Here is a 25,683-nt window from a genome sequence, read left to right on the forward strand (position 1 = left end):
CGATATGTGGCACCAGGCTGAGTTATAGAGCACGCAGTTAAGCGCGTTATTGGGAAATACCGCAGGGGAAGGGCAGATATAAAAAAACGGCTCCCCCCAAAATGGGAGAAGCCGTATTCATTACTCAGACGCTGAGGGTTTAGACACTCTCAGGGCGAGTCGCTGGTGCAGTCGCGTGGTGGGTAGCACTGTGGCCACCTGCCGCGCCTTTGCCTTCAAAGCCAAAGTCTGGACGTACCCAGTCACTGTGGCGTGCAGGCTCTGGCTGCCAGGCTGGAGCAGGCGCTTTGGTCATCGGTGCTGAAGCATAGTGCTTCCACAAGGTTTCCGATGACGGTTTAGCCGCTTCCTGCGGGGCAACATCGCGCGCTGCAACCGGTGCGTGCGGTTCTGAGGCTTCGGTGACAACCGGAGCATTCAGCACTTCAGCGACCTGCTGCTGCGTTTCTGGCGCAACATCGGTGGCTACAGAAGGTTCTGTTGTTTCAACCGGTGCAGGTTCTGCTGCCACTGGCGCAGATTCTACGACCGCTGCTGGCGCTTCCACTGCCACTGGAGCCGGTTCTGCAACCGCTGCTGGCGCTTCCACTTCCTCTGGAGCAGGTGCTTCAACCGGTGCTGGTGCTTCCACTGCCACTGGAGCAGGTGCTGGCTCTGCGGTTTCCGACACGGTCGGCGCAGGAGCAACTTCTGCCGCTGGCGCAGGTTCTACCACTGGCGCAGTCACGGCTTCAGCACCTGGACGGGTTGCTGGCGCGCTGGCAACTTCAGCCGCAGGGCGAGCAGCCGGTGCGGTGTAAGCTTCTACTGCCACCTGCGGTTTTGCTGCTTCAGGTGCTGATGCGGCTACCGGCGCTGCCGACTCAACTGCTGCCGGGCGGGTTGCCGGTGCACTTGACACGACCGGTGCCGGGCGTGCTGCTGGTGCAGCATACGCTTCCGTTGCCTGACGCGGTGTCGCAGCTTCTGCTACAGGACGAGCTGCTGGTGCCGTATAGGCTTCTGCTGCCGGACGCGTCGCAGGGGCAGAAGCATATTCTGCCGCAGGGCGTGTTGCTGGCGCGTTGGCTACCGGTGCTGCACTTTCAGCCTGAGCGGCAATGCTTGCCGCCTGAGCTTCTTGCGCGGCTGGGATCACCGAAGGCGCTTCGCTAACCGGAACATCAATGGCACTGCTGTCTTCAACGCTGACAACCGGGACTGGCGTTGCGGCCAGAGGTTCAGCCTGATGCACAGGCTGTGCTTCAACCGGTGCTGCAACTTCCTGCACGGCTTCCACTACTGGCTGAGCTACGGCAGCGGCAGTTTGCTGCTGGTTGTAGTCCGGTGTCTGAACTTCCTGTACCGCAGCTTCGTGAGTGCTGGCGACCGGATAACGGATCCACACTTTACCGGAAGCCATTTCTGGCGAGGCTGAAGCGGCTGCCAACGGCATCGCTGACTCGGTTGGGTAACGCTCATCACGGTAGCGACGACGACGCTGACCGCTAACACGCAGATGACGCGGTGAACGGCGTGAACGACGTGGCATATTGCCGTTATCGCGGCTGTCTGCTTCATCCTGACTTTCAGCTACCGCACTGTTTTCTGACTGGCGTTCAACCTTTGGTTGTTCAGCGGCGATCGGCGCAGCAACAGGGGTTTCTGCTGCGGCTGACTCGGCGTTCGCGTTGCCATCTTCAATACGGACACGTTGTGACAGTTTACGCGGTTGACGACGTGGCAGAGTCTGCACGCGTTCATCATCTTGCGCGTTCTCGTCAACGTTTTCAGTGCGTTGAGCAACCGGCTCGGCAACCTGCGTTTCCTGCTGAGCGCGTTTCTCTTCTTCACGACGACGCTGACGTTCAGCACGCTGCTCGCGGCGCTGTTGCTGCTGCTCTTCGCGCTGCTGACGTGCTTCTTCGCTCAATGGTGCATTACGATCTTCGCGTGGCTCACCAGACTGGCGCTTGTTACGGCGGTTCTCGTTACCTTCACGTGGTTCGCGGTTATCGCGGGTTTCACGATTATCACGATTGTCACGCGTTTCACGATTATCGCGGTTGTCGCGCGCTTCACGGTTATCGCGGTTATCACGTGCTTCACGGTTGTCACGATTATCGCGACCTTCGCGCTGCGCGTTATCGCCGTTACGCGGAGTACGTTCACGACGGTTGTTATTGTTGCGGCGGTTGTTGTTACGACGCTCGCCACGCTGCTCGTTGTTTTGCTCTGTTGCCTGTGGTTTTGCCGCTTCTTCCGCCTTCACTTCAGGCGCAGGCGTGGCTTCACCAGCAAACATTTTCTTCAGACCACCGAACAGACGACCAAAGAAGCCCGGTTTCGCTGCTTCTGCCGCAGCTACCGGTGCGGCCGGTTTGCTGTCGCTTTTCGCCACGGTTTTCAACGGCTCAGGTGCCACTTCTACTGGTGCAGGAGGAGCATCCGGCATCACGAAGGCGGCCAGGGCTGGCTGCTCTGGGCGACGACGCTCGGCGTGCTCTTCTTCAGAAGGCAGCGCCATGTCCGCTTCGTGCAGCTTCGGCAGGTGGTAGCTCAGGGTTGCCGTCTCTTCGCCTTTGCGCACGCGCAGTACGGAGTAGTGTGGGGTTTCCATGCGATCGTCTGGGACGATAATCGCACGTACGCCGCCCTGGCGTTTTTCAATTGCGTTGACCGCTTCACGTTTTTCGTTCAGCAGGTAAGAGGCCACCGGTACAGGAACAATCGCGTGAACTTCTTTGGTGTTCTCTTTCAGCGCTTCTTCTTCAATCAGACGCAGAATGGAGAGTGACAGTGATTCGTTATCACGAATGGTGCCAGTACCGCTACAGCGTGGGCAAACGTGATGGCTTGACTCACCCAGAGAAGGGCTCAGACGCTGACGTGACATCTCCAACAGGCCAAAGCGTGAAATATGGCTGATCTGGATACGAGCACGATCCTGACGTACTGCATCACGCAGGCGATTTTCAACCGCACGCTGGTGACGAACAGGGGTCATATCGATGAAGTCGATAACAATCAGGCCACCAAGGTCTCGCAGGCGCAGCTGACGAGCAATTTCATCCGCCGCTTCGAGGTTGGTGTTGAAGGCCGTCTCTTCGATATCGCCGCCACGGGTTGCGCGTGCGGAGTTGATATCAATGGCCGTCAGTGCTTCGGTGCTGTCGATAACAATCGAACCGCCTGACGGCAGGCGCACTTCGCGCTGGAAGGCGGACTCGATTTGTGACTCGATCTGATAGTGGCTGAACAGCGGGATCTCACCGGTGTACAGTTTGATTTTGCTGCTGAAATCAGGGCGACCCAGCGCCGCGATGTGCTGACGTGCCAGCTCCAGCACTTTCGGGTTATCAATCAGAATCTCGCCGATGTCCTGACGCAGATAGTCGCGGAAGGCACGCACAATCACATTACTTTCCTGGTGGATCAGGAAAGGTGCAGGGCGGCTGTCAGCGGCTTTTTTGATGGCATCCCAGTGTTTGATGCGGAAGCCGAGATCCCACTGCAGCGCTTCGGCAGATTTACCGACACCCGCAGTACGTACGATCAGGCCCATGCCATCTGGCAGTTCCAGCGAAGAGAGTGCCTCTTTCAGTTCGGTGCGATCGTCCCCTTCGATGCGGCGAGAAATACCACCAGCACGCGGGTTGTTCGGCATCAGAACCAGATAGCTCCCTGCCAGAGAAATAAAGGTCGTCAGCGCGGCACCTTTGTTACCACGTTCTTCTTTATCAATCTGAACAATAACTTCCTGACCTTCACGCAGCACTTCTTTGATATTGGGGCGACCCTGTGCGTTGTAATGAGCGGGGAAGTATTCGCGGGAAATTTCTTTGAGGGGGAGGAAACCGTGACGCTCAGCACCGTAATCAACAAATGCGGCTTCAAGGCTTGGCTCAATACGGGTGATCTTACCTTTGTAAATATTAGCTTTTTTCTGTTCGTGTCCTGGGCTTTCGATATCCAGGTCGTACAGGCGCTGTCCATCCACTAGGGCTACGCGCAACTCCTCCTGCTGAGTTGCGTTGATTAACATTCTTTTCATCGTGACTTACTCGTTATTCTCACATGAGTGACAAAGCTGCGGGCATAGTAACCCTGGACGAGTATCAGCCGATGGCCCCGTGACTTAAGTGCAATAACGTCAACCTCCCGGTTGTCGAACGCTTGAGGGGCGCAAGTAGCGTCGGTGGCCTGTTTTTCCCAGGAAAATACAGCGCCAGATTGGGGAAATGCCTGAGAGAAGTCTATGAACCCGTGCATCCCATCCTGTCGTCCAGGCTGCAACCCGCAGCCCGCTAAGTGCCTGATTTAACATTACGTCTTACGCCATTGCTGCGTCTCTGTACAATCCGGCAAAATAAGGTGTTAGCTCTTTTTTCCACTCTGAATGAATTCAGGGCAGAACCCCAGCATTATTCCATTGCTTACCTTCATATAGCAAGGTGACTTTCGTCACTGAATGAAGATTATTGTCATTTGCCTGAACAGATGTTGGGCAAATAGACGCATTGGTGAAAAAAGCCTCCGTTAGCACTTTTTTCTCTGCTGTAGGCAGTGAGTTAAGCACAGAAAAAGAGGTGGCGCTATCTGAGTACACTATTTAGAATCGCGCCCATGAAAACAGAGAATCCTGGCGTACAGTTTGTCGCCATCACGGCTGAGAATGCCGGACAACGAATCGATAACTTTTTGCGCACCCAGTTAAAAGGTGTGCCGAAAAGTATGATTTATCGCATCCTGCGCAAAGGTGAAGTGCGGGTAAACAAAAAACGCGTTAAGCCGGAATACAAACTGGAAGAGGGCGATGAAATTCGCGTTCCACCGGTGCGTGTTGCGGAGCGTGAAGAGCAGAGCGTCTCGCCGAAGCTGGATAAAGTCGCGGCCCTGGAGTCCTGCATCTTGTATGAGGACGATCACCTGCTGGTGATGAATAAGCCTTCGGGCACGGCGGTACACGGCGGCAGCGGCCTGAGCTTTGGCGTGATTGAAGGTTTACGTGCGCTGCGACCTGAAGCCCGTTTTCTGGAATTAGTCCACCGTTTAGACCGCGATACCTCGGGCGTGCTGCTGGTTGCCAAGAAACGCTCGGCACTGCGTTCGTTGCATGAGCAACTGCGCGATAAAGGCATGCAGAAAGATTACCTGGCGCTGGTGCGCGGCAACTGGTCTTCCCACGTAAAAGTGGTGCAGGCACCGTTGTTGAAAAACATCCTGCAAAGCGGTGAGCGCGTGGTGCGCGTCAGTGCAGAAGGCAAGCCCTCTGAAACGCGTTTTAAAGTTGAAGAGCGTTTCAGCTTTGCCACACTGGTGAAAGCCAGCCCAGTCACCGGGCGTACGCACCAGATTCGCGTACATACCCTGCATGCAGATCACCCGATTGCGTTTGATGACCGCTACGGCGATCGTGCTTTTGATAGCCAATTGGCGGGCAGCGGCCTGAACCGTCTGTTCCTGCACGCCGCCGCATTAACCTTTACCCACCCAGCCAGTGGCGAAACCCTGCGTATGGAAGCCCCACTGGATGAGAAGCTCAAGCGCTGTCTGACCTGGCTGCGTCAGCAAAAAGCCTGAGTTACCAAGGGTATCAATCGGTCAGGGGATTGATACCCGCCTCTCTGAACATCTCCAGCAGCGCGATCAGCGGTAAGCCAATCAATGTATTGGGGTCGCGCCCTTCCAACCGCTCAAACAGCGCAATCCCCAGACCTTCACTTTTGAAACTCCCGGCGCACTGCAACGGCTGCTCTTGTGCTACATAGCCAGTAATCTCAGCCTCGTTCAGGCTACGAAAGTGAACATGAAAGGGCTCACAGCACTGCATTAGCTGCTGCGTGCGCGGCTGATACAACGCCAGCCCGGTATAAAAGGTGATGCACTTCCCGCTGGCATCGCGTAGCTGCTGGCACGCTTTCTCCTCAGTATGTGGCTTGCCGGTGATGACGCCGTCGAGGACGCAAACCTGATCGGAACCAATAATCCAGTGATCGGGCCACTGCTGTGCCAGCGCTTGCGCTTTAGCGATGGCCAGCCTTGTGACCAGTGCCTCGGCGCTTTCATGGGCATAGGGGGTTTCGTCCACTTCCGGTGCAGCACAGCTAAAAGGCAGCTGTAGCTTTTCTAAAATCGCACGGCGAAAGGGTGAGGTTGAAGCTAAAAGAATCGGTAGTGGCATTTTTTCATAATAGTGATAGCGAATTGGGTAGAGTCATTTTAAACTGTGCGCCGCACTGGATGCGAATAGTGGGTGAAAGATGCTGCTTCACGGCCTTTTTCTTTGACTCTCAGACGTTACAAAGTTAATATGCGCGCCCTATGCAAAAGGTAAAATTACCCCTAACGCTGGACCCCGTCCGCACAGCTCAAAAACGCCTCGATTATGAAGGTATTTATACCCGTGAACAGGCGGAGCGTGTAGCGGCTTCAGTCGTTAGTGTGGACAGTGAAATTGAGTGTAAGCTGATGTTCGCAGTGGACAGCCAGCGCCTTGCAATGTTTGAAGGCTCGGCTGAAGTGCAGGTTACCCTGCGCTGCCAACGCTGCAACCAGGTTTTCCCTCATCACGTCCACGTAAACTACTGTTTCAGTCCTGTGTCAAATGAGGCGCAGGCGGAAGCACTGCCGGAAGCGTACGAGCCGATCGATGTCAACGAATATGGTGAAATCGATCTGCTGGCGGTGATTGAGGATGAAATCATTCTTGCACTGCCTGTCGTTCCGGTTCATGAATCTGAACACTGTGAAGTGTCCGACGCGGACATGGTGTTTGGCAAACTGCCTGAAGAGGCGGAGAAACCAAACCCATTTGCCGTATTAGCCAGTTTAAAGCGTAAGTAATAGGAGTAAGGTCCATGGCCGTACAACAGAATAAACCAACCCGTTCTAAGCGTGGTATGCGTCGTTCACACGATGCTCTGACCACTGCAACTCTGTCTGTAGATAAAGTTTCTGGTGAAACTCATCTGCGTCACCATATCACTGCGGATGGTTACTACCGCGGTCGCAAGGTTATCACCAAGTAATACTTTGCGGTGACGCAAGGCGATACCTTGAAACGTTTGACCCTGGCAGTTGATGCCATGGGCGGGGACTTCGGTCCCTGCGTGACAGTGCCTGCATCCTTGCAGGCACTGGCCTCTCATTCGCATCTGGTTCTTCTTCTGGTCGGCGATCCCGACATCCTCTCGCCATTTCTTGCCAAAGCGGACTCCTCTCTCGTGGGGCGTGTGCAGGTGATCCCTGCCGAGTCAGTTATTGCAAGTGATGCCAGGCCATCCATCGCGATTCGTCAGAGTCGTGGCAGTTCAATGCGCATTGCGCTGGAACTGGTCCAGGAGGGGCGTGCAGAGGCGTGTATCAGTGCCGGAAACACCGGTGCGTTGATGGGGCTGGCAAAATTGTTGTTAAAACCGCTGGATGGGATTACCCGTCCGGCGTTAATGTCTGTATTGCCTCATCAGCATCGAGGCAAAACGGTGGTGCTGGATCTCGGTGCCAACGTGAATGCCAGCAGCGAAATGCTGGTTGAGTTCTCCGTTATGGGTGCGGTCCTGGCGGAAGAAGTGCTTGAAATCTCGCAGCCCCGTGTCGCCCTCCTGAACATTGGTCAGGAAGAGACAAAAGGGCTGGAGACGATCCGTGAAGCCGCCGCAATATTGCGGGCGACGCCACAGATCAACTATATCGGTTACCTGGAGGGCAATGACCTCCTGACGGGCAAAACGGACGTGCTGGTCTGTGATGGCTTCACAGGTAACGTCACACTGAAGACCATGGAAGGCGTGGTAAGAGTGTTTCTCTCCCTGCTGAAGTCAGGCGATGAGACAAAACGGTCATGGTGGCTTAGGTGGCTTAGGTTGCTGGGGCGCTGGATTCAGAAACGCCTGTCGAGGCGCTTTGGCCATCTCAACCCCGACCAGTACAATGGCGCTTGTCTGTTAGGATTGCGCGGAACAGTAATCAAAAGCCACGGGTCTGCCAATCAACAGGCCTTTGCGGTGGCGATTAGACAGGCAGAGCAGGCGGTGCGACGGCAGGTTCCTCAACGAATCGCTGCGCGCCTTAACACTGTATTAGCCAGGAGTGACAAAGCCTAAGATGTTTACCAAAATTATCGGTACGGGCAGTTATTTGCCCAGCCAGGTTCGCACCAATGCGGATCTGGAAAAAATGGTGGAGACTACGGACGAGTGGATTGTTACCCGTACCGGCATCCGTGAGCGTCGTATTGCCGCAGCGAACGAAAACGTTGCGACCATGGGCGCAGCAGCAGCACAACGTGCACTGGAGATGGCGGATGTCGCCCCCAGCGATGTTGGGCTGATCATTGTCGCCACCACTTCCTCCAGCCACGCATTCCCAAGTTCAGCCTGCATGATCCAACAGCAGTTGGGCATTAAAGACTGCGCCGCTTTCGATCTTGCTGCCGCTTGTGCAGGTTTCACCTATGCCCTGAGCGTTGCTGATCAGTACATCAAAAACGGTGCAGTGAAACACGCGTTGGTCATCGGCTCAGACGTTTTATCCCGTACGCTGGATCCAGAAGATCGCGGCACTATCATCCTGTTTGGTGATGGTGCAGGTGCGGTATTGTTGGGTCAAAGCGAAGAGCCGGGTATCATCTCGACGCATCTGCACGCGGATGGCAGCTACGGCCATCTGCTGGTGCTGGAAAACCAGGAGCGTAATCCACAAGCAAACCCAGCTTACCTTGGCATGAGCGGCAATGAAGTGTTCAAAGTCGCAGTGACTGAGCTAGCCCATATTGTGGAAGAGACGTTGCAGGCTAACCATATTGAGCGCGAAGCGCTGGACTGGCTGGTGCCTCACCAGGCCAACCTGCGTATCATCAGCGCAACAGCCAAAAAACTCGGTATGGGTATGGACAAAGTGGTTGTCACACTCGATCGTCACGGCAATACCTCGGCGGCATCGGTCCCGACGGCGCTGGATGAAGCGGTGCGTGATGGCCGTATCAAACCCGGACAGCTCATTCTGCTGGAGGCCTTTGGTGGTGGTTTCACCTGGGGTTCAGCACTGGTTCGCTTTTGATTGACAGGAACAGAACATGACGCAATTTGCGATGGTTTTTCCGGGACAAGGTTCCCAGACTGTGGGCATGCTGGCCGATTTGGCTGCTGAGTACCCACTGATTGAAGCAACATTTGCTGAAGCTTCCGAAGCCCTGGGTTATGACCTGTGGCAGCTGGTGCAACAAGGCCCGGCGGAAGAACTGAACAAAACCTGGCAGACACAGCCTGCGCTGCTGACCGCGTCAGTTGCTATCTTCCGTTTGTGGCAGCAGCAGGGCGGCGCACAGCCAACCTTGCTGGCGGGCCACAGTCTGGGTGAATACTCTGCTTTGGTGTGTGCTGGCGTAATCAATTTCGCTGATGCCGTTAAACTGGTAGAGTTGCGCGGCAAACTGATGCAGGAAGCGGTACCGGAAGGTACGGGTGCCATGCAGGCGATTATCGGCCTGGATGATGAATCCATTCGCAAAGCCTGTGAAGAGAGTGCTCAGGGTCAGGTTGTAGCGCCGGTGAACTTTAACTCACCGGGACAGGTCGTGATTGCTGGTAACAAAGAAGCGGTAGAACGTGCAGGTGCGGCCTGTAAAGCAGCAGGCGCGAAACGTGCGCTGCCGTTGCCGGTCAGCGTGCCTTCACACTGTGCACTGATGAAGCCAGCAGCAGAGAAACTGGCGGTAGCGCTGGAGCAGATCACCTTTAACGCTCCTGTGGTACCGGTAGTGAATAACGTAGATGTGAAAACTGAAAGCGATGCTGCAGCGATCCGCTCTGCGTTGATCCGCCAACTCTACAGCCCGGTGCGGTGGACTGAGAGTGTTGAATTTATGGCGGCGCAGGGTGTGACTCATCTGCTGGAGATCGGTGCGGGCAAAGTCCTGACCGGTCTGACAAAACGTATCGTTGATAGCCTGACGGCGGCAGCAGTGAACGATCCTGCTTCACTGCAAGCTGCTCTTGCACAGGAATAAGAGGACAATCATGAGCTTTGAAGGCAAAGTAGCGCTGGTGACCGGTGCGAGCCGTGGTATCGGCCGTGCGATCGCAGAAACGCTGGCAGCACGTGGTGCTAAAGTTATTGGCACTGCAACCAGCGACAGCGGCGCAGAAGCGATCAGTGCTTATCTGGGCAATAAAGGCAAAGGCCTGAAGCTGAACGTTACTGACAGCGCGTCCATTGACGCCGTGTTGGATACCGTTCGTGCTGAGTTTGGCGAAGTCGACATTTTAGTCAATAATGCCGGCATCACCCGTGACAATCTGTTGATGCGCATGAAAGATGATGAGTGGGCGGATATCCTTGATACCAACCTCACTTCTGTTTTCCGTCTGTCCAAGGCGGTAATGCGTGCCATGATGAAAAAACGTGTGGGACGCATTATTACCATCGGTTCTGTAGTTGGAACCATGGGGAACGCGGGCCAGGCAAACTACGCGGCAGCAAAAGCGGGTTTGATTGGCTTTAGCAAATCACTGGCGCGCGAAGTTGCGTCACGTGGTATTACAGTTAACGTCGTTGCACCGGGCTTTATTGCTACGGACATGACGCAAGCACTGAATGAGGAGCAACGCTCGGGCATTCTGGCTGAAGTTCCTGCGGGCCGTTTAGGCGATCCACAGGAAATTGCCAATGCGGTTGCATTCCTGGCTTCTGATGAAGCTGCGTACATTACGGGCGAGACACTGCACGTAAATGGCGGGATGTACATGGTCTAAGCACCACGAAATAATTTGCATTATACGCGGTAACCACCGCACAATAGTGCAGAATCGTGGTTCGACCAGCCGGGATTTAGTTGCATCTTTTTCAACATTTTATACACTACGAAAACCGTCGCGAAAGCGAGTTTTGATAGGAAATTAAATAGTATGAGCGATATCGAACTGCGCGTTAAGAAAATCGTTGCTGAGCAGCTGGGTGTTAAAGAAGACGAAGTCGTTAACTCTGCTTCTTTCGTTGAAGACCTGGGTGCCGATTCTCTTGACACCGTTGAGCTGGTAATGGCTCTGGAAGAAGAGTTTGATACTGAGATTCCAGACGAAGAAGCTGAAAAAATCACTACCGTTCAGGCAGCGATCGATTATATCAATAGCCACAACGGCTAATGAATATCATCAGGCGGTCATTTGACCGCCTGAGTTTTATTATTTCCACAGTTCATATTCCCCCTTTCCTGGAGGACGAACGTGTCAAAGCGTCGTGTAGTAGTGACTGGTCTTGGCATGTTGTCTCCTGTCGGCAATACCGTAGAGTCTACCTGGAGTGCTCTCCTTGCCGGTCAGAGCGGCATCGCTAATATTGACCATTTTGATACCAGTGCTTACGCAACACGTTTTGCGGGTACGGTTAAAGATTTTAACTGTGATGAAATCATTTCGCGTAAAGAACAGCGCAAAATGGATTTGTTCATCCAATATGGCATTGTGGCTGGTGCCCAGGCGATGCAGGATTCGGGTCTGGTTGTGACCGAAGAGAATGCTTCGCGTATTGGTGCGGCTATCGGTTCCGGTATCGGCGGACTGGGTTTGATTGAAGAAAACCACAGCTCTCTGGTTAACGGCGGCCCACGTAAAATCAGTCCATTCTTTGTACCTTCTACCATTGTTAACATGGTAGCCGGTCATTTGACGATCATGTACGGCCTGAAAGGTCCAAGCATTTCTATTGCCACCGCCTGTACTTCTGGCGTGCATAACATCGGCCATGCAGCTCGTATCATTGCTTATAATGATGCCGATGTGATGATCGCTGGTGGCGCAGAAAAAGCCAGCACCCCTCTGGGTGTAGGCGGCTTTGGTGCTGCACGTGCGCTTTCAACCTACAATGAAAATCCACAGGCGGCGAGCCGTCCGTGGGATAAAGACCGCGACGGCTTCGTGCTGGGTGACGGTGCTGGCATGGTAGTTCTGGAAGAGTACGAACACGCGAAAAAACGTGGCGCGAAAATCTATGCTGAAGTGGTTGGTTTTGGTATGAGCAGCGATGCCTACCACATGACCTCACCACCAGAAGATGGCGCGGGTGCAGCGTTAGCCATGGTTAACGCGCTGCGTGATGCGCAGCTCTCCGCTGAACAGATCGGCTACGTCAACGCACACGGTACTTCAACCCCGGCGGGCGATAAAGCAGAAGCCCAGGCGGTTAAATCTGTGTTTGGCGCTGCGGCGAACAAAGTCATGGTCAGTTCAACCAAATCCATGACCGGTCACCTGTTGGGTGCGGCGGGTGCGGTAGAAGCTATCTACTCCGTGCTTGCGCTGCGCGACCAGGCGATTCCACCGACCATTAACCTGGATAACCCAGACGAAGGCTGTGATCTGGACTTTGTTCCGCACACCGCGCGTCAGGTTTCTGGCCTTGAGTACACCCTGTGTAACTCATTTGGTTTTGGCGGCACCAACGGCTCATTGATTTTCCGTAAAATCTAACCTGTAAGACAGCATCTTCGCTGTGATGACGGGTCAACTGCCCCACCTTTCGCCTGGTGGGGCAGTTTCTTAACTTTCAAAAAATCCCTTTCAAAACTTTCCGTTGTCATTCTGTGCCATCTCACAAATTCCTGATAAGAAGCCAGGGCTGGATAAAGTTTCGCCCGCTCTATGCTAGTTTTTGCGGTTTTACTTGTGGAGCCTTAAAAAGATGTCGAGAATTATTATTCTGGCCCTGTTGCTAACGGGGTGCGCAACGTATAACGAGAGGGGGGAGATTGTTGAACCTGGTCTTTCTATCTACACAGATAACAACCAAAACAAACAAAACGCGCGTTCCAGGCATTTGTAAGCTCAGGATACGAGCCTCATTCTCTCCCAACCCACCACCTGTGACAGGAAAGTAATGAGGCTATATGTGGATTAACGGTCTGCCAGCAGACACAATCAATGCCAGCGATCGCGCTATTCAGTTTGGTGACGGATGCTTTACTACTGCTGCCATAACGGGCGGAAAAATTCAGCTGCTTGAGGCGCATTTACAGCGCCTCAAGCAGGGGTGTCTGTGCCTGAAATTAGCAGAACCTGACTGGATGCAGCTGGAGTCTGAGATGCGACAGGCGGCACGCGGCCAGCAAAAGGCGGTGCTAAAGGTGATCTTAACTGCCGGTAGCGGTGGACGTGGTTACAGTCGTCAGGGGTGTGGCCCCACGACCCGGATAATCTCTGTGGCTGCCTGGCCGCAACATTATCAGCAACTCGCCGTGGATGGCGTGCAGCTCTCCATTAGCCCAATTCCCCTTGCGCGTTCCCCACTCTTCGCAGGCATTAAGCACCTTAATCGACTGGAACAGGTCTTGATTCGTAGCCATCTGGATGAAGAATCCGCAGATGACACCCTCGTACTTGACACTGAAGGGCAGGTGGTGGAATGCTGTGCGGCCAATTTATTCTGGCGTGAAGGGCAACAGATCTTCACGCCGGATGTCGAACAGGCAGGCGTAAACGGCGTGATGCGGCGCTTTATTATGGCGCAGCTGGCATCCGCTGGTGACGTGTGTCACATCGTGCGTTGTGGGCCAGAACGCCTGCTAATGGCCGATGAAATTGTCATCTGTAATGCGCTGATGCCGGTGCTTCCAGTGCGGCAACTGCAACATGTGCACTATCATGATCGCAGTCTGTTTCACCGGTTGCTGGGTGTCTGCGAACAACTGGAAGCCGAATGAGCCGAAGTAAAAAAATAATCACCGGTGCACTGTTGGCACTGGTTGCTGCCGGAGCCACCAGCTACTGGCAAATTAAACGTCTGGCGGATACGCCATTGACGATTACCCAGGAAACGCTTTATACCCTGCCAGCTGGCACCGGTCGTGTGGCGCTGGAAGAACAACTGGAAGGTCAACACCTTATCCCGCAGAGCCTGTGGTTTGGCACCTTACTCAAGCTGGAACCGGAACTCGCACGCTTCAAAGCGGGCACTTATCGTCTGGAACCTAACATGACGGTGCGCGGACTGTTGCAGCTGCTGGCCAGTGGCAAAGAGGCACAGTTCCCACTGCGTTTTGTCGAAGGTTCGCGCCTGAGCGAATGGCTCAGCCAACTGCGTTCAGCCCCTTATCTGCGCCATACCCTGAAAGACGATCAGTTCGCGACCCTGGCGGCGGCGTTGAAGCTGCCGGAAGGTGATCTGGAAGGGGGGTTCTATCCTGATACTTATCTGTACACGGCCAACACCAGCGATGTTGCAGTGCTGGAGCGTGCGCACGCGCGTATGAACAGCGTGGTCGATCTGGTGTGGCAGGGGCGTCAGGACAACCTGCCGTATAAAACCCCGCGCGATCTGGTCACCATGGCCTCAATGATTGAAAAAGAGACCGGTGTCGCCGGTGAGCGTGCGGAAGTTGCGTCCGTCTTTATTAATCGTTTACGCATTGGTATGCGTTTACAGACCGATCCTACGGTGATTTACGGCATGGGTGACAGCTATCACGGCACCTTAACGCGCAAAGATCTGGAAACTGCCACGCCGTATAACACCTATACTATCAGCGGGATGCCGCCAGGGCCGATTGCCATGCCAGGCAAGCCTTCGCTGGATGCTGCGGCACACCCGGAAAAAACCAATTATCTCTACTTTGTGGCGAATGGCAGCGGTGGACATACCTTTACCACTAACCTCAGCAGCCACAACGTGGCCGTTCAGGCGTATCGACTGACAATGAAGGAAAAAAATGAAAAGTAAGTTTATTGTCATTGAGGGGCTTGAAGGTGCAGGAAAAACCACCGCGCGTGAGGTGATTGTCGCCACGCTGCATGAACAGGGCATTGACGATGTGGTCTTTACGCGGGAGCCAGGCGGGACGCCGTTAGCAGAACAGCTACGTCAACTGGTTAAGCAGGGCATCGAAGGTGAGCAGGTCACCGACCAGGCGGAACTGCTGATGCTGTATGCCGCCCGTGTGCAACTGGTTGAAACAGTGATCAAACCGGCGCTGGCTCGCGGTGCCTGGGTGGTGGGCGATCGTCACGATCTCTCTTCACAGGCTTACCAGGGGGGCGGACGTGGATTAGATGCTCAGCTGATGCAAACGCTGCGTAACGCGGTATTAGGCAATTTCCGCCCGGATTTAACCCTCTATCTGGACGTGACGCCAGAGATTGGTTTGTCACGAGCCCGTGCTCGCGGCGAACTGGATCGCATTGAGCAAGAATCACTGGATTTCTTCGCCCGTACGCGTGCGCGTTATCAGACGCTGGCGGCCGCTGATGCGTCAATTCGTACCATCGATGCGACCCAAACGGTGAGCGCCGTGGCGGAAGACATTAAACACACCTTGTTGCAGTGGCTACAGGAACAGCACGCGTGAGTTGGTATCCGTGGCTGAACCAGCCCTACCGGCAGCTTATCTCCCAGCATCAAAGCGGGCGTGGTCATCATGCGCTGCTGATCCAGGCCATTGAAGGCATGGGGGATGCGGAACTGGTGTGGGGACTGAGCCGCTGGCTGATGTGCCAGCAGCCCGATGACATGAAAAGCTGTGGTCATTGCCACAGCTGCCAGCTGATGCAGGCAGGAACCCATCCTGACTGGTATCGCCTTGAGCCGGAAAAAGGCAAAAGCACCTTAGGTATCGATGCGATCCGTATTGTCACCGAAAAACTCTATCATTTTGCCCAACAGGGCGGGGCGAAAGTGGTTTGGCTACCGGATGCGGGTTCGCTGACGGAAGCGGCGGCAAATGCACTGTTAAAAACGCTGGAAGAGCCGCCGAGTAACTGCTGGTTTTTCCTCAGCAGTCGCGATAGCGCCCGTTTGTTACCCACGTTGCGCAGCCGCTGCATGACGCTGCAACTGGCACCCCCCGATGAAGCCCTCAGCGTGCAGTGGCTGGCCCGGCAGATCAGCCAGCCACAAACAGCATTACAGACCGCCTTACGGCTCAGTGGTGGCGCTCCTGCTGCGGCAGCCCAACTGCTCCAACCCGAAGCCTGGCAGCGCCGTCAGCAGCTGTGTGACAGCCTGAATCAGCATGCAGGGCAACAGCTGTTAGACTTACTGCCAGTGCTAAACAGCGACGATGCTCCCCAGCGAATTGGCTGGCTACTGTCGTTATTAGTTGATGCCTTAAAATGGCGGCAAAATGCGGTGCAGTGGTTAAGCAACTGTGACCAACAGCCCCTGGTGCAGAAACTGGCGCAGTTGTTTACGCCACTCGCGCTGGATCAGGGGATTCGGGACTGGTTGCAGTGCCGGGAACAACTGCTGCATGTGGCAGCGGTAAATCGCGAATTATTACTGACTGACCAACTGCTACGTTGGCAGATGCAGCACCATACCTGATGTATTAAGCGAGTAAAGTTATGTTTATTGTCGATTCTCATTGCCATCTCGATGGCCTGGATTATGAAAAGAACCATCGTGACCTCGATGATGTGATTGCGAAAGCCGCCGCGCGAGATGTGAAATTCATGCTGGCGATTGCAACGTCACTGGAAGGCTACCACGGGCTCAAAACCCTGGTGGGCGATCGGCAAAATATTGCGTTGGCGGTGGGCATTCATCCTCTGAATCATGAAACCCCGTATGACGTCGACGAATTCCATCGTCTCGCTGCTGAAGATTGCGTAATTGCACTGGGTGAAACCGGTCTTGATTACTACTATCAACAGGAGACGAAAGCGGCGCAACAGGCCGGTTTCCGCGACCATATTCAGACCGGTATTCGTCTCAACAAGCCGATCATCGTGCATACGCGTGAAGCGCGCGCCGATACGTTAGCGATCCTCAAAGAAGAGCAAGTTGAGAAGTGCGGTGGCGTGCTGCACTGTTTCACCGAAGACCGAGAGACAGCGGCGAAGCTACTGGACATGGGCTTCTATATCTCCTTCTCAGGGATTGTGACTTTCCGTAATGCTGAAGCGTTGCGTGAAGCCGCCCGCTATGTACCGCTGGATCGCATGCTCATCGAAACCGATTCACCGTATCTGGCTCCGGTCCCTTACCGGGGGAAAGAAAATCAGCCTGCGTACACCCGTGATGTGGCCGATTACATGGCGGTAGTCAAAGGTGTTGATGTGGAAACGTTGGCCGCTGCGACCACGGAAAACTTCTCTCGTCTGTTCCGGGTGCCGCTCAGTCGCCTGACCGATCCGGCCTGAAACCCTCAGACGCGTAAGATTTACTGACAAAAGCACAAGGAAAAGCACCATGGCAGAAGAAACGATTTTTAGTAAGATTATTCGTCGTGAAATCCCGGCAGATGTGATTTATCAGGATGAGCTGGTAACGGCGTTTCGTGATATTTCACCTCGTGCACCCACGCACGTTCTGATCGTGCCTAACGTACTCATTCCAACCGCGAATGATGTTAAAGCCGAGCATGAGCAGGCACTGGGACGACTGTTCACCGTGGCGGCAAAAATTGCCCGCGATGAAGGTATTGCTGAAGATGGCTATCGTCTGATCATGAACTGCAATTCTCATGGCGGACAAGAGGTCTATCACATTCATATGCATCTTCTGGGCGGTAAACCGCTTGGGCCACTGCTGTCAGTATGACGCCATCAGGAGAGAAACGATGGGACGTTGGTTAATTGCAGCTCAGCTGTTATGCCTGTTGGCAGGATGCAGCAGTAAAGATCCTGCCATTGATACATCGCAGTCGCTGGTGATGGAGTCTGCGGTGCTGTCGGCTGGCATCATCACCGATGAGCCAACCATCAGCGGTGATGAAGGGCAGTTGCGTGCCGCCAGTACGCTTTACAACCAGCGTTCCACGCCGGTAACGGTTCACTATCGTTTCTTCTGGTATGACGATAAAGGACTGGAAATCACCCCGCGCGAGCCAGCCCAGACCATCACGGTTGCAGGCCATGGCAGTGTGTTAGCGGCATCGCAGTTGGGAAATTTGACCGCCAGTAAGGTGCGTTTGTGGATCTATCTCTGAGGAGTATCACGTGATTCGTAGTGTAAACCGTATAAGCGCACTGGGCGTGGCGCTGCTGCTCACCGGTTGTGTGTTGAAACAGCAACAACCGGTCCCGGTTGAACAGGCTCCGCAGCCTCAACCTCAGCCACAGCAGCCTGTGCAACCGCAGCCTGTTCCGCAGCCGGTGCCTGTACCCAGCGAAGGTGTGCCAACGCCACCGAAGCTGAGAACCCTGAACTGGGACGCGACCGTACAGCCGCTGGTGGCTCAGATGCTGGGTGCCGCTAACGCGAACCCAGGCAGTGTGTTGCTGGTTGACCGGGTGAAAAACAGCACCAACGGCGCACTGCAAAGTGAAAAAGCCACCGGCTCAATTCAGAATGCGTTAAACAACAACGGTAAGTTTACCCTCGTGACCGATGCGCAGGTGAATCAGGCGAAGCAGAGTCTCGGCCTGTCGCCAGAAGACAGCCTGAATTCACGCAGTAAAGCGATTGGTCTGGCGCGTATTCTGAATGCGCAGTACGTGCTGTATAGCACTGCGCAGGGTGATGTGAAGTCGCCTACGCTGCAAATGCAACTGATGCTGGTGCAGACCGGAGAAATTATCTGGTCGGGCCGTGGTGTTGCACAAAACTGATCCCGCACTGCAAGAATTGCTGCACCGGGTTCTGCCTCAGGCCCGGTTACACGAGATGCAAGCGGTGACCGGGTTGTCAGGGCAGAGTTGGCGGCTGGAAACCTCGGCGGGGACGTTGCTGGCGCGACGTACCCCCACGCCCGCTATGCCACAGGTGAACCGCCAGCGCGAGTTTCGCCAGCTATTGCGCCTGCGTGGCAGCGGTCTGGCGCAGCAGCCGTTGGCGGCAAGCCGCGACTGGCTGTTGTTGCGTTGGCAGCCAGGCGAGGTGGTGGCACCGGAAGCCCTGGCGAGCCACTTGCCCCAGTTACTTGCGTTGCTCGGCTGTTTACACCGCCAGCCACTGTGTGGCTACCGTTTATCCCTGTTACCGTTGTTACAGCGTTACTGGCAGCAGTGCCAGCAGCGTCATCCGTCATGGCTGCGCGCGCTACGCCATCTGCAACAGCAGGGGGAGCCTAAACCGCTGCGTCTGGCTTTTTTGCATATGGATGTCCATGCGGGCAACCTTATCTGCCAACAGGGCAAACTGAGTTTAATCGACTGGGAGTATGCGGGCGATGGCGACATCGCGCTGGAGCTGGCGACCCTGTGTGCCACGCTGCCGCAACATACCGCGCAATTGATAGCGGATTTCGCTCAACGCTATCGGCTTTCACCCGACGTATTGCAGCAGCAGATCCACCGTTGGCAGCCCTGGCTGCGTTTACTCATGGCGAGCTGGTATCAACTGCGTGCCGAACAGACCCAAAGTGCTGCCATGCGGCATTTAGCCCGCCAACACTGGCAACAACTCCATTCTCCTTTCTGAAGGTTTTTTCATGAGAACACCTATTCCCGGCCCATTAATGCTTGATGTCGCAGGCTTCGAACTGGACAACGAAGAGCGTGAAATTCTGCGCCATCCGTTGGTGGGTGGTTTGATTCTGTTCAGTCGTAACTACCATGATCCGGCACAGTTGGCAGAACTGGTGCGTCAGATCCGTGCGGCGTCGCACGCGCGTTTAGTGATTGCGGTTGATCAGGAAGGAGGACGCGTACAGCGTTTCCGCGAGGGCTTCACCACGTTGCCCGCCATGCAGTCATTTGCGGCACTGCATGATATGACCACCGCAGGCCAGTTTGCGCGTGAAGCGGGCTGGCAAATGGCGGTCGAGATGATCGCCATGGACATCGATATCAGCTTTGCGCCGGTGCTGGATATTGGCCATATCAGCGCGGCGATCGGCGATCGGGCATTCCATGCCGATCCTGAAATCGCATTACAAATTGCCCGGCAGTTTATCAGCGGTATGCATCAGGCGGGTATGAAAACCACCGGTAAGCACTTCCCCGGCCACGGTGCGGTGAGCGCGGACTCCCATAAAGAAACGCCGCGTGACGATCGACCAGAAGCGGAGATTCGTGCCCATGATATGGCGATTTTCCAGCGTCTGATCGATGAGAAATTGCTGGATGCGATCATGCCCGCCCATGTGATTTACAGCGAAAGCGACGATCTCCCCGCCAGTGGATCACCGTACTGGCTGCAACAGGTGCTGCGTAAACAGCTCGGTTTTGGCGGCATTATCTTCTCTGACGATCTTTCCATGGAGGGGGCTGCGGTGATGGGGAGCTATGCCGAGCGCGCACAGCAATCGCTGTCCGCAGGCTGTGACATGATTCTGGTGTGCAATGAGCGAGCAGGGGCAGTTAGCGTGCTGGACAATCTGCCGGTGCAGAGTGCTGAACGTGTCAGTGCGCTCTACCACAGCGGCAATTTTAGCCGCGATCAGCTGTTTAACAGCGATCGCTGGAAAAACAATGTGCAGAGCCTGAGCCAGTTGCAGATGCGCTGGCTGGAATATAAATCTACTGCGCAAAATACTCGCTAGTTGTTAACGATTTCCTTCCGGCATTACTCTTCTTTAGCCGCGTCGACCAAAATGGCAGCGACGCGGCTAAATGTCTGCAAATTAGGCGCCTGGTTCTATTTCTTACCTGTTTTAATGCCGGTTTATTCTACTATGATAGAATAAATATCATTTGAAAATCATAGAGTTAAATTTTCAGATATTCGGTGACTCACTGTTTTTACAGCGTATTTTCCACCTTCTATACTTCAAAGATTGATGTGCATCAATTTTCTCATGAACTCGCTTTACCAGCATGTTATCCTGATTTTAATCGCGATTTAGTTTCGCCAACCCTATGTTTAATAAGGTTTTAGATAACCATTAGTTAACTGTTGGTTTACAACTTTAAGAGGGTCTTTTTGACGACATCTATGGAAAAAATAGTCATCGTTGGTGGTGGTGCGGGTGGACTGGAGTTAGCCACTCAGTTGGGGCATAAGCTCGGCCGTAAAAAAAAGGCGGAGATTATCCTGGTCGATCGTAACCACAGTCACCTGTGGAAGCCACTGCTGCACGAAGTCGCCACAGGCGCAATGGACGAAGGTATTGATGCACTGAGCTATCTGGCGCACGCTCGCCAGCACGGTTTCCAGTTCCAGCTGGGTTCACTGACCGGTATCGATCGCGAGAAGAAGCAGATTCAACTGGCTGAACTGCGCGATGCACAAGGCGCACTGCTGATGCCTCAGCGCGACGTAAGCTACGACACGCTGGTGATGGCGCTGGGCAGTACCTCGAATGATTTCGGTACGCCGGGTGTGAAAGAAAACTGCATCTTCCTCGACAACCCGCATCAGGCGCGCCGTTTCCACAATGAAATGCTCAATCTGTTCCTGAAGTACTCATCCAATGACGAGTTACAGGATCAGGTGAATATCGCCATTGTAGGCGGTGGCGCCACTGGCGTTGAACTCTCTGCTGAGCTGTACAATGCGGTAAAACAGCTGCAAAGCTATGGCCTGAAACGCCTTGGCAGTGAAGCGCTGAACGTAACGCTGGTGGAAGCGGGTGAGCGTATTCTGCCTGCGTTACCGCCGCGTATTTCTACCGCGGCACAAAACGAACTGACCAAACTGGGCGTGAAAGTACTGACCCAAACCATGGTCACCAGCGCTGATGAGAACGGCCTGAATACCAAAGGCGGTGAGTTCATCAATGCGGACTTGATGGTCTGGGCGGCGGGCATTAAAGCCCCGGACTTCATGAAAGGGATCGGGGGTCTTGAGACTAACCGTATCAACCAGTTGGTGGTTAAAGAGACATTACAGACCACCGAAGATGACAGCATCTATGCGATTGGCGATTGCGCCTCTTGCGCACTGCCATCCGGCGGGTTTGTGCCTCCGCGCGCGCAGTCCGCACACCAGATGGCCTCACGCGTGCTGGGCAACATCCTGGCGCAGCGTAATGGCAAACCGTTGAAAGCCTACGTCTATAAAGATCACGGCTCACTGGTGTCACTGTCACGCTTCAGTACCGTGGGTAGCCTGATGGGCAACCTGATGAAAGGCTCAATGATGGTAGAAGGTCGCATCGCGCGTGCGGTGTATATTTCACTCTACCGTATGCACCAGATCGCGCTGCACGGCTATTTCAAAACCGGCCTGATGATGTTGGTCGGCAGTATTAACCGCGTGTTGCGTCCGCGCCTGAAGCTGCACTAAGTGCGTTAGCGGTGAAACCTCCGGCGGGGTTTCACCGCGTGAGTTCGGTCAGAACTTTCTTAAAACCCTCTTTTTATCCCACACTGCACTGCTTTCTTCCATTTATCTGATGTCGCGGTTTCTTCCCCTCTGTAACACTTACCTCCACAAACCCTGTGGTACGCGCACACGGGTCTGAATTTTCGCTATGCGGTGCGTTAGCGGCAGGAATGCGCGGTTACAGTTCAGGAGGTCTTCCTGTGAACAAATCAATGTTAGCCGGTATCGGTATTGGTGTGGCAGCGGCTTTGGGCGTGGCTGCCGTCGCCAGCATGAATGTCTTTGATACGACTCCGCAGTATGCGCAGGTGTTGTCTGCCAGCCCGATCAAAGAGACGCTGTCACAGCCGCGTCAGGAGTGTCGCAACGTGACCCTGACGCATCGTCGTCCGGTACAGGATGAAAACCGCATCGCGGGTTCAGTATTAGGCGCAGTGGCGGGTGGCGTGTTGGGCCATCAGTTTGGTGGCGGTCGTGGTCGCAGCGTTGCCACTGTGGCGGGCGCGCTGGCTGGCGGCTATGCCGGAAACCAGGTACAGGGTGGGATGCAAGACAGGGATACCTACACCACCACTGAGCAGCGTTGTAAAACCGTCTATGACAAGCAGCAGAAGATGCTGGGCTATGACGTGACCTACAAAATTGGCGATCAGCAGGGAAAAATCCGCATGGAGAAAGATCCCGGTGCCCGCATCCCGCTGGATCGTAATGGTCAGTTGATCCTCAACAACCAGACCTGATAGCGCACAGTATTGCCTTTGTTGAACATAACGCCGGTCATGACCGGCGTTGTTGTTTTACACGCCTAAGCGATCGCGCAACGCATACCAGGCGGCACCCAGTGCGGTAAGCGGCACCTGAAATCTGCGTCCACCGGGGAAGGGGAGATGAGGTAAACCGGCAAAGGCATCGAAGCGCTCGGCGTCCCCGCGTAAGGCTTCGGCGATGAGTTTGCCTGACAGGTGCGTGCTGGTGACGCCGTGACCGCTGTCCCCCTGCATGTAATACACATTATTTTCCAGTCGGCCAAACTGCGGCATGCGCGACAGCGTTAACAGGAAATTACCGCTCCAGCTAAAACTCAGTGCCACGTTGCGTAACTGCGGGAAGGTCCGGAGCAGTTTCGGGCGGATCAGGGCGGCGATGTCGGCAGGATCGCGCGCGCCATACACCACCCCGCCCCCGTAGAGCAGGCGGTTGTCGGCCGTCAGACGGAAGTAATCGAGCAGATAATTACAATCTTCAACACAGTAATTATTCGGTAGCAGCGTTAAGGCTAAATCACGGCTCAGGGGTTCTGTGGTGACAATCTGCGAGCCGCACGGCATGCTTTTATGACTTAACCGTGGTTCTAGTGTGCCCGGAAGATAGGCATTTCCGGCAAACAGCACAAAGGTCGCACTGACTTCACCGGCTGGCGTCCGCACCCGATGAGGCGTACCGTAATTGACTGCTACGGCGGGTGAGTGTTCATAAATGCGCCCTCCATGACGCCGAATCGCTTCGGCTTCTCCAAGCGCGAGATTGAGCGGATGAAGATGCCCGCCGCGCCGGTCCAGCAAACCGCCAACATAACGTTCGGTCGCGATTTGCTCGCGAATACCGCGTTCATCCAGCAGCGTTAAATCAGTATTTCCATACTGCTGCCAGCGGCGCTGCTGCTCGCTGAGATGCTGCAACTGGCGGCCATTCAGTGCAGCAAAGATACCGCCAGGGCGGTAGTCGCAGGAGATAGCGTAGCGATCGATACGATCACGAATGATCTCTGCACCTTCAAACATCATACTGCCCAGCAGCCGGGCAATCTCTTTGCCATAGCGCTGCTCAATCACATCGACATCCCGGCTGTAGGAGTTCACCACCTGACCGCCGTTGCGCCCGCTGGCACCGAAACCGACGCGCGCCGCCTCCAGCACCACCACATCGTAACCCGCTTCGGTCAGAAACAGCGCCGAGGATAAACCGGTAAAGCCCGCGCCAATAATGCACACATCACACTGAATGCTCTCCTGCAATGTCGGCCAGGGCTGATGCGCATTTGTTGTGGCAGCGTAATAACTGGCTGTATGTTCCATTACCACCTCCCTGGAAAAGCATCATTAAAAGTTGGCCGGGGTATGCGCGCTGACAATGCGACACACCTGTTCCGCACGGTTGGTAAAACTGTGGGGCAATCCGGTGTCGATCACATAGCTCTCTCCAGCGACCAGATGAAAAGATTGTCCGTTGATTTGTAAGATGATTTCACCTTCCAGCAGCGTGCCGATCTCCTCACCAGGATGGCGCAGCTTCTCGCCAGTACTGGCACCGGGTTGATAGCTCTCCAGTAACATGCCCAGGGCTCGCGGGCGTTGGCCGTTATCCACTAAACGTAGTGAAACGCCAAGGCTGCCAATTTCAACCAGTGACTCAGGTTTCACCACCACCTGGGGCGACTGCGACTGGGGATCGGAAAAAAATTCGGACAGCGACAAACCATACACTTTCAACAGCTTCTGCAACGTGCTCACCGCAGGGCTGACTTTGTCTTGCTCAATGGTACTGATGGCGCTGTGGGTCAATCCGGCCAGTTCCGCCACGCGCCGTTGAGAGAGTCCCAGGCTCTGCCGAATCTCCGACAGCCGACGTCCGGGCGCTAGCGTGGTATCGCTCATGACAATTTACTCTGGTGATAACCTGCTGCGGCGGCAATAAAACCGTTGAACAGACGTTGTGAAAGGGGGGAGTGTTGCAGTTGCCACTCGGGATGCCACTGAACCGCCAGGGCAAAAGGGTGGTGAATGAGGCTAACTGCTTCGATCAACCCATCAGGGGCACGGGCTTCCACGCGTAATTGTGGAGCTGATTGCTGAACGCCTTGATTATGCAGAGAGTTCACTGCAATTGTCTCGGTGCTGCCCAGTAGCTCGGCCAGTAATCCACCGGCTTCGGGGGTGACATCATGGCGTGTCGCGTACTGCTGTTCCAGCGGCAGGTGCTTGTCCTCCTGATGCGGTAACAACTGCGGTTGCTGGCTCAAATCGCGCCACAGGGCGCCGCCGTTTGCCACCACCAGCTCTTGCATACCGCGACAAACGCCGAACAGCGGCATCTTTTTGCCAATGGCTAATCCCAGTAACGCAAAGACCAGACGATCGCGACCGGGATCGGCATGGGGCTCACTGCCTTCGGCCCCATATTGCCAGGGTTCGATGTTACTTGGGCTGCCGGTAAGGAAAATGCCGTCGAGTACGGCTATAGCATTTTCTAATAGATGAGGCACATCCATCAGGCTGTGGGGCAGGGCAAAAGGCAGGCCACCGCAGGCGACAATCGCATCAACATATTTATTATGCACGGACTGAACGGCATGACCGGCGCAACTATTCTGACACATCACTACGCCAATCAAGGGTTTGTCAAAAATAATGCCCATACTGCTCCTCGCACCGTTGTTCAATATATTCACCGAAAAGGCATTGCTGAGGCATAACTGTGCAATATATTTTCAATCTAGCAATCGACTGGCGATAATTCAAACAACAAAGTTACATTTGCACGCTTTTTGTACCAGAGCTATGGTTGATA

General features: G+C 54.7%; 26 protein-coding genes. 21 read left to right on the forward strand and 5 right to left on the reverse strand.

The window, feature by feature from the left end; translation table 11 throughout:
- Positions 1–139: 139 nt before the first annotated feature.
- Positions 140–4,033 carry a ribonuclease E gene (rne, locus tag B880_RS0114045; protein ID WP_071524406.1) on the reverse strand — a complete coding sequence of 1,298 codons (3,894 nt, stop codon included), beginning with the start codon at positions 4,031–4,033 and terminating at the stop codon, positions 140–142.
- A 572-nt stretch (positions 4,034–4,605) separates the two neighbouring features.
- Here rne and rluC point away from each other — a divergent pair.
- Positions 4,606–5,562 (forward strand): 23S rRNA pseudouridine(955/2504/2580) synthase RluC, encoded by a 957-nt coding sequence (gene rluC, locus B880_RS0114055; RefSeq protein ID WP_017348067.1) that lies wholly within the window; start codon positions 4,606–4,608, stop codon positions 5,560–5,562.
- A gap of 13 nt (positions 5,563–5,575) precedes the next feature.
- On the opposite strand, the gene B880_RS0114060 is transcribed toward rluC, so the two are convergent.
- Entirely contained in the window at positions 5,576–6,163 is a 588-nt protein-coding gene (locus B880_RS0114060) for a Maf family protein (protein ID WP_017348068.1), read from the reverse strand.
- A 140-nt stretch (positions 6,164–6,303) separates the two neighbouring features.
- On the opposite strand from B880_RS0114060, the gene yceD reads away from it, so the two are divergent.
- From yceD to B880_RS0114160, 20 genes are all read left to right on the forward strand, one after another.
- Entirely contained in the window at positions 6,304–6,825 is a 522-nt protein-coding gene (gene yceD / locus B880_RS0114065) for a 23S rRNA accumulation protein YceD (protein WP_017348069.1), read from the forward strand.
- Positions 6,826–6,839: 14 nt separating this feature from the next.
- Positions 6,840–7,010: a 50S ribosomal protein L32 gene (gene rpmF / locus B880_RS0114070; protein ID WP_017348070.1), complete on the forward strand. Its 171-nt coding sequence runs from the start codon at positions 6,840–6,842 to the stop codon at positions 7,008–7,010.
- A gap of 27 nt (positions 7,011–7,037) precedes the next feature.
- Entirely contained in the window at positions 7,038–8,084 is a 1,047-nt protein-coding gene (plsX, locus tag B880_RS0114075; RefSeq protein WP_026042649.1) for a phosphate acyltransferase PlsX, read from the forward strand.
- Between the two features lies 1 nt (position 8,085).
- Positions 8,086–9,039, forward strand: coding sequence for a beta-ketoacyl-ACP synthase III (locus tag B880_RS0114080; RefSeq protein ID WP_017348072.1), 954 nt, complete (start codon positions 8,086–8,088; stop codon positions 9,037–9,039).
- A 16-nt stretch (positions 9,040–9,055) separates the two neighbouring features.
- Positions 9,056–9,988, forward strand: coding sequence for an ACP S-malonyltransferase (gene fabD, locus B880_RS0114085; protein WP_017348073.1), 933 nt, complete (start codon positions 9,056–9,058; stop codon positions 9,986–9,988).
- Between the two features lie 10 nt (positions 9,989–9,998).
- Positions 9,999–10,733 (forward strand): 3-oxoacyl-ACP reductase FabG, encoded by a 735-nt coding sequence (fabG, locus tag B880_RS0114090; protein WP_017348074.1) that lies wholly within the window; start codon positions 9,999–10,001, stop codon positions 10,731–10,733.
- A 153-nt stretch (positions 10,734–10,886) separates the two neighbouring features.
- On the forward strand, positions 10,887–11,123 hold the full coding sequence (gene acpP, locus B880_RS0114095) for an acyl carrier protein (RefSeq protein WP_017348075.1): 237 nt from the start codon (positions 10,887–10,889) through the stop codon (positions 11,121–11,123).
- An 81-nt stretch (positions 11,124–11,204) separates the two neighbouring features.
- Complete coding sequence (gene fabF, locus B880_RS0114100) at positions 11,205–12,446, forward strand: beta-ketoacyl-ACP synthase II (RefSeq protein ID WP_026042650.1); 1,242 nt, start codon at positions 11,205–11,207, stop codon at positions 12,444–12,446.
- Between the two features lie 416 nt (positions 12,447–12,862).
- Complete coding sequence (pabC, locus tag B880_RS0114105; RefSeq protein ID WP_017348077.1) at positions 12,863–13,675, forward strand: aminodeoxychorismate lyase; 813 nt, start codon at positions 12,863–12,865, stop codon at positions 13,673–13,675.
- The gene (mltG, locus tag B880_RS0114110) at positions 13,672–14,691 is read left to right on the forward strand and encodes an endolytic transglycosylase MltG (protein WP_017348078.1); all 1,020 of its coding nucleotides are present in this window, start codon (positions 13,672–13,674) and stop codon (positions 14,689–14,691) included. The genes pabC and mltG overlap by 4 nt, the downstream gene beginning before the upstream one ends.
- Positions 14,681–15,316: a dTMP kinase gene (gene tmk, locus B880_RS0114115; RefSeq protein ID WP_017348079.1), complete on the forward strand. Its 636-nt coding sequence runs from the start codon at positions 14,681–14,683 to the stop codon at positions 15,314–15,316. The genes mltG and tmk overlap by 11 nt, the downstream gene beginning before the upstream one ends.
- Positions 15,313–16,290 (forward strand): DNA polymerase III subunit delta', encoded by a 978-nt coding sequence (holB, locus tag B880_RS0114120; RefSeq protein ID WP_017348080.1) that lies wholly within the window; start codon positions 15,313–15,315, stop codon positions 16,288–16,290. Before tmk ends, holB begins: the two co-directional genes overlap by 4 nt.
- 20 nt (positions 16,291–16,310) lie before the next feature.
- Positions 16,311–17,108, forward strand: coding sequence for a metal-dependent hydrolase (locus tag B880_RS0114125; protein ID WP_017348081.1), 798 nt, complete (start codon positions 16,311–16,313; stop codon positions 17,106–17,108).
- Positions 17,109–17,157: 49 nt separating this feature from the next.
- Complete coding sequence (gene hinT, locus B880_RS0114130; RefSeq protein ID WP_017348082.1) at positions 17,158–17,508, forward strand: purine nucleoside phosphoramidase; 351 nt, start codon at positions 17,158–17,160, stop codon at positions 17,506–17,508.
- Between the two features lie 19 nt (positions 17,509–17,527).
- Positions 17,528–17,896, forward strand: a complete 369-nt coding sequence (locus B880_RS0114135; protein ID WP_017348083.1) for a YcfL family protein — start codon at positions 17,528–17,530, stop codon at positions 17,894–17,896.
- A 10-nt stretch (positions 17,897–17,906) separates the two neighbouring features.
- A complete protein-coding gene (lpoB, locus tag B880_RS0114140; protein WP_017348084.1) occupies positions 17,907–18,518 on the forward strand; it encodes a penicillin-binding protein activator LpoB in 612 nt (203 codons plus the stop codon).
- Entirely contained in the window at positions 18,499–19,329 is an 831-nt protein-coding gene (thiK, locus tag B880_RS0114145; protein ID WP_017348085.1) for a thiamine kinase, read from the forward strand. The genes lpoB and thiK overlap by 20 nt, the downstream gene beginning before the upstream one ends.
- 10 nt (positions 19,330–19,339) lie before the next feature.
- Entirely contained in the window at positions 19,340–20,392 is a 1,053-nt protein-coding gene (gene nagZ, locus B880_RS0114150) for a beta-N-acetylhexosaminidase (protein WP_026042651.1), read from the forward strand.
- Between the two features lie 380 nt (positions 20,393–20,772).
- On the forward strand, positions 20,773–22,077 hold the full coding sequence (locus B880_RS0114155; RefSeq protein WP_157060558.1) for an NAD(P)/FAD-dependent oxidoreductase: 1,305 nt from the start codon (positions 20,773–20,775) through the stop codon (positions 22,075–22,077).
- Between the two features lie 239 nt (positions 22,078–22,316).
- The gene (locus B880_RS0114160) at positions 22,317–22,856 is read left to right on the forward strand and encodes a glycine zipper 2TM domain-containing protein (protein ID WP_026042653.1); all 540 of its coding nucleotides are present in this window, start codon (positions 22,317–22,319) and stop codon (positions 22,854–22,856) included.
- 57 nt (positions 22,857–22,913) lie between these two features.
- Here the strand turns inward: B880_RS0114160 and B880_RS0114165 are convergent, their stop codons facing one another.
- The 3 genes from B880_RS0114165 to puuD are packed head-to-tail and all read right to left on the reverse strand — an operon-like array spanning position 22,914 to position 25,531.
- A complete protein-coding gene (locus B880_RS0114165) occupies positions 22,914–24,191 on the reverse strand; it encodes an NAD(P)/FAD-dependent oxidoreductase (RefSeq protein WP_017348089.1) in 1,278 nt (425 codons plus the stop codon).
- 24 nt (positions 24,192–24,215) lie between these two features.
- Complete coding sequence (puuR, locus tag B880_RS0114170; RefSeq protein WP_017348090.1) at positions 24,216–24,770, reverse strand: HTH-type transcriptional regulator PuuR; 555 nt, start codon at positions 24,768–24,770, stop codon at positions 24,216–24,218.
- Entirely contained in the window at positions 24,767–25,531 is a 765-nt protein-coding gene (puuD, locus tag B880_RS0114175) for a gamma-glutamyl-gamma-aminobutyrate hydrolase (RefSeq protein WP_017348091.1), read from the reverse strand. The genes puuR and puuD overlap by 4 nt, the downstream gene beginning before the upstream one ends.
- Positions 25,532–25,683: the final 152 nt, after the last annotated feature.

The organism is Pantoea sp. A4 (genome assembly GCF_000295955.2).
Lineage (GTDB): Bacteria > Pseudomonadota > Gammaproteobacteria > Enterobacterales > Enterobacteriaceae > Pantoea > Pantoea multigeneris.

Excerpts from the sequence above, each read along its gene's own strand:
- rne (WP_071524406.1), bottom strand. The coding sequence starts at position 4,033 with ATGAAAAGAATGTTAATCAACGCAACTCAGCAGGAGGAGTTGCGCGTA.
- rluC (WP_017348067.1), top strand. The coding sequence starts at position 4,606 with ATGAAAACAGAGAATCCTGGCGTACAGTTTGTCGCCATCACGGCTGAG.
- B880_RS0114060 (WP_017348068.1), bottom strand. The coding sequence starts at position 6,163 with ATGCCACTACCGATTCTTTTAGCTTCAACCTCACCCTTTCGCCGTGCG.
- yceD (WP_017348069.1), top strand. The coding sequence starts at position 6,304 with ATGCAAAAGGTAAAATTACCCCTAACGCTGGACCCCGTCCGCACAGCT.
- rpmF (WP_017348070.1), top strand. The coding sequence starts at position 6,840 with ATGGCCGTACAACAGAATAAACCAACCCGTTCTAAGCGTGGTATGCGT.
- B880_RS0114080 (WP_017348072.1), top strand. The coding sequence starts at position 8,086 with ATGTTTACCAAAATTATCGGTACGGGCAGTTATTTGCCCAGCCAGGTT.
- fabD (WP_017348073.1), top strand. The coding sequence starts at position 9,056 with ATGACGCAATTTGCGATGGTTTTTCCGGGACAAGGTTCCCAGACTGTG.
- fabG (WP_017348074.1), top strand. The coding sequence starts at position 9,999 with ATGAGCTTTGAAGGCAAAGTAGCGCTGGTGACCGGTGCGAGCCGTGGT.
- acpP (WP_017348075.1), top strand. The coding sequence starts at position 10,887 with ATGAGCGATATCGAACTGCGCGTTAAGAAAATCGTTGCTGAGCAGCTG.
- pabC (WP_017348077.1), top strand. The coding sequence starts at position 12,863 with ATGTGGATTAACGGTCTGCCAGCAGACACAATCAATGCCAGCGATCGC.
- mltG (WP_017348078.1), top strand. The coding sequence starts at position 13,672 with ATGAGCCGAAGTAAAAAAATAATCACCGGTGCACTGTTGGCACTGGTT.
- tmk (WP_017348079.1), top strand. The coding sequence starts at position 14,681 with ATGAAAAGTAAGTTTATTGTCATTGAGGGGCTTGAAGGTGCAGGAAAA.
- B880_RS0114125 (WP_017348081.1), top strand. The coding sequence starts at position 16,311 with ATGTTTATTGTCGATTCTCATTGCCATCTCGATGGCCTGGATTATGAA.
- hinT (WP_017348082.1), top strand. The coding sequence starts at position 17,158 with ATGGCAGAAGAAACGATTTTTAGTAAGATTATTCGTCGTGAAATCCCG.
- B880_RS0114135 (WP_017348083.1), top strand. The coding sequence starts at position 17,528 with ATGGGACGTTGGTTAATTGCAGCTCAGCTGTTATGCCTGTTGGCAGGA.
- nagZ (WP_026042651.1), top strand. The coding sequence starts at position 19,340 with ATGAGAACACCTATTCCCGGCCCATTAATGCTTGATGTCGCAGGCTTC.
- B880_RS0114165 (WP_017348089.1), bottom strand. The coding sequence starts at position 24,191 with ATGGAACATACAGCCAGTTATTACGCTGCCACAACAAATGCGCATCAG.
- puuR (WP_017348090.1), bottom strand. The coding sequence starts at position 24,770 with ATGAGCGATACCACGCTAGCGCCCGGACGTCGGCTGTCGGAGATTCGG.
- puuD (WP_017348091.1), bottom strand. The coding sequence starts at position 25,531 with ATGGGCATTATTTTTGACAAACCCTTGATTGGCGTAGTGATGTGTCAG.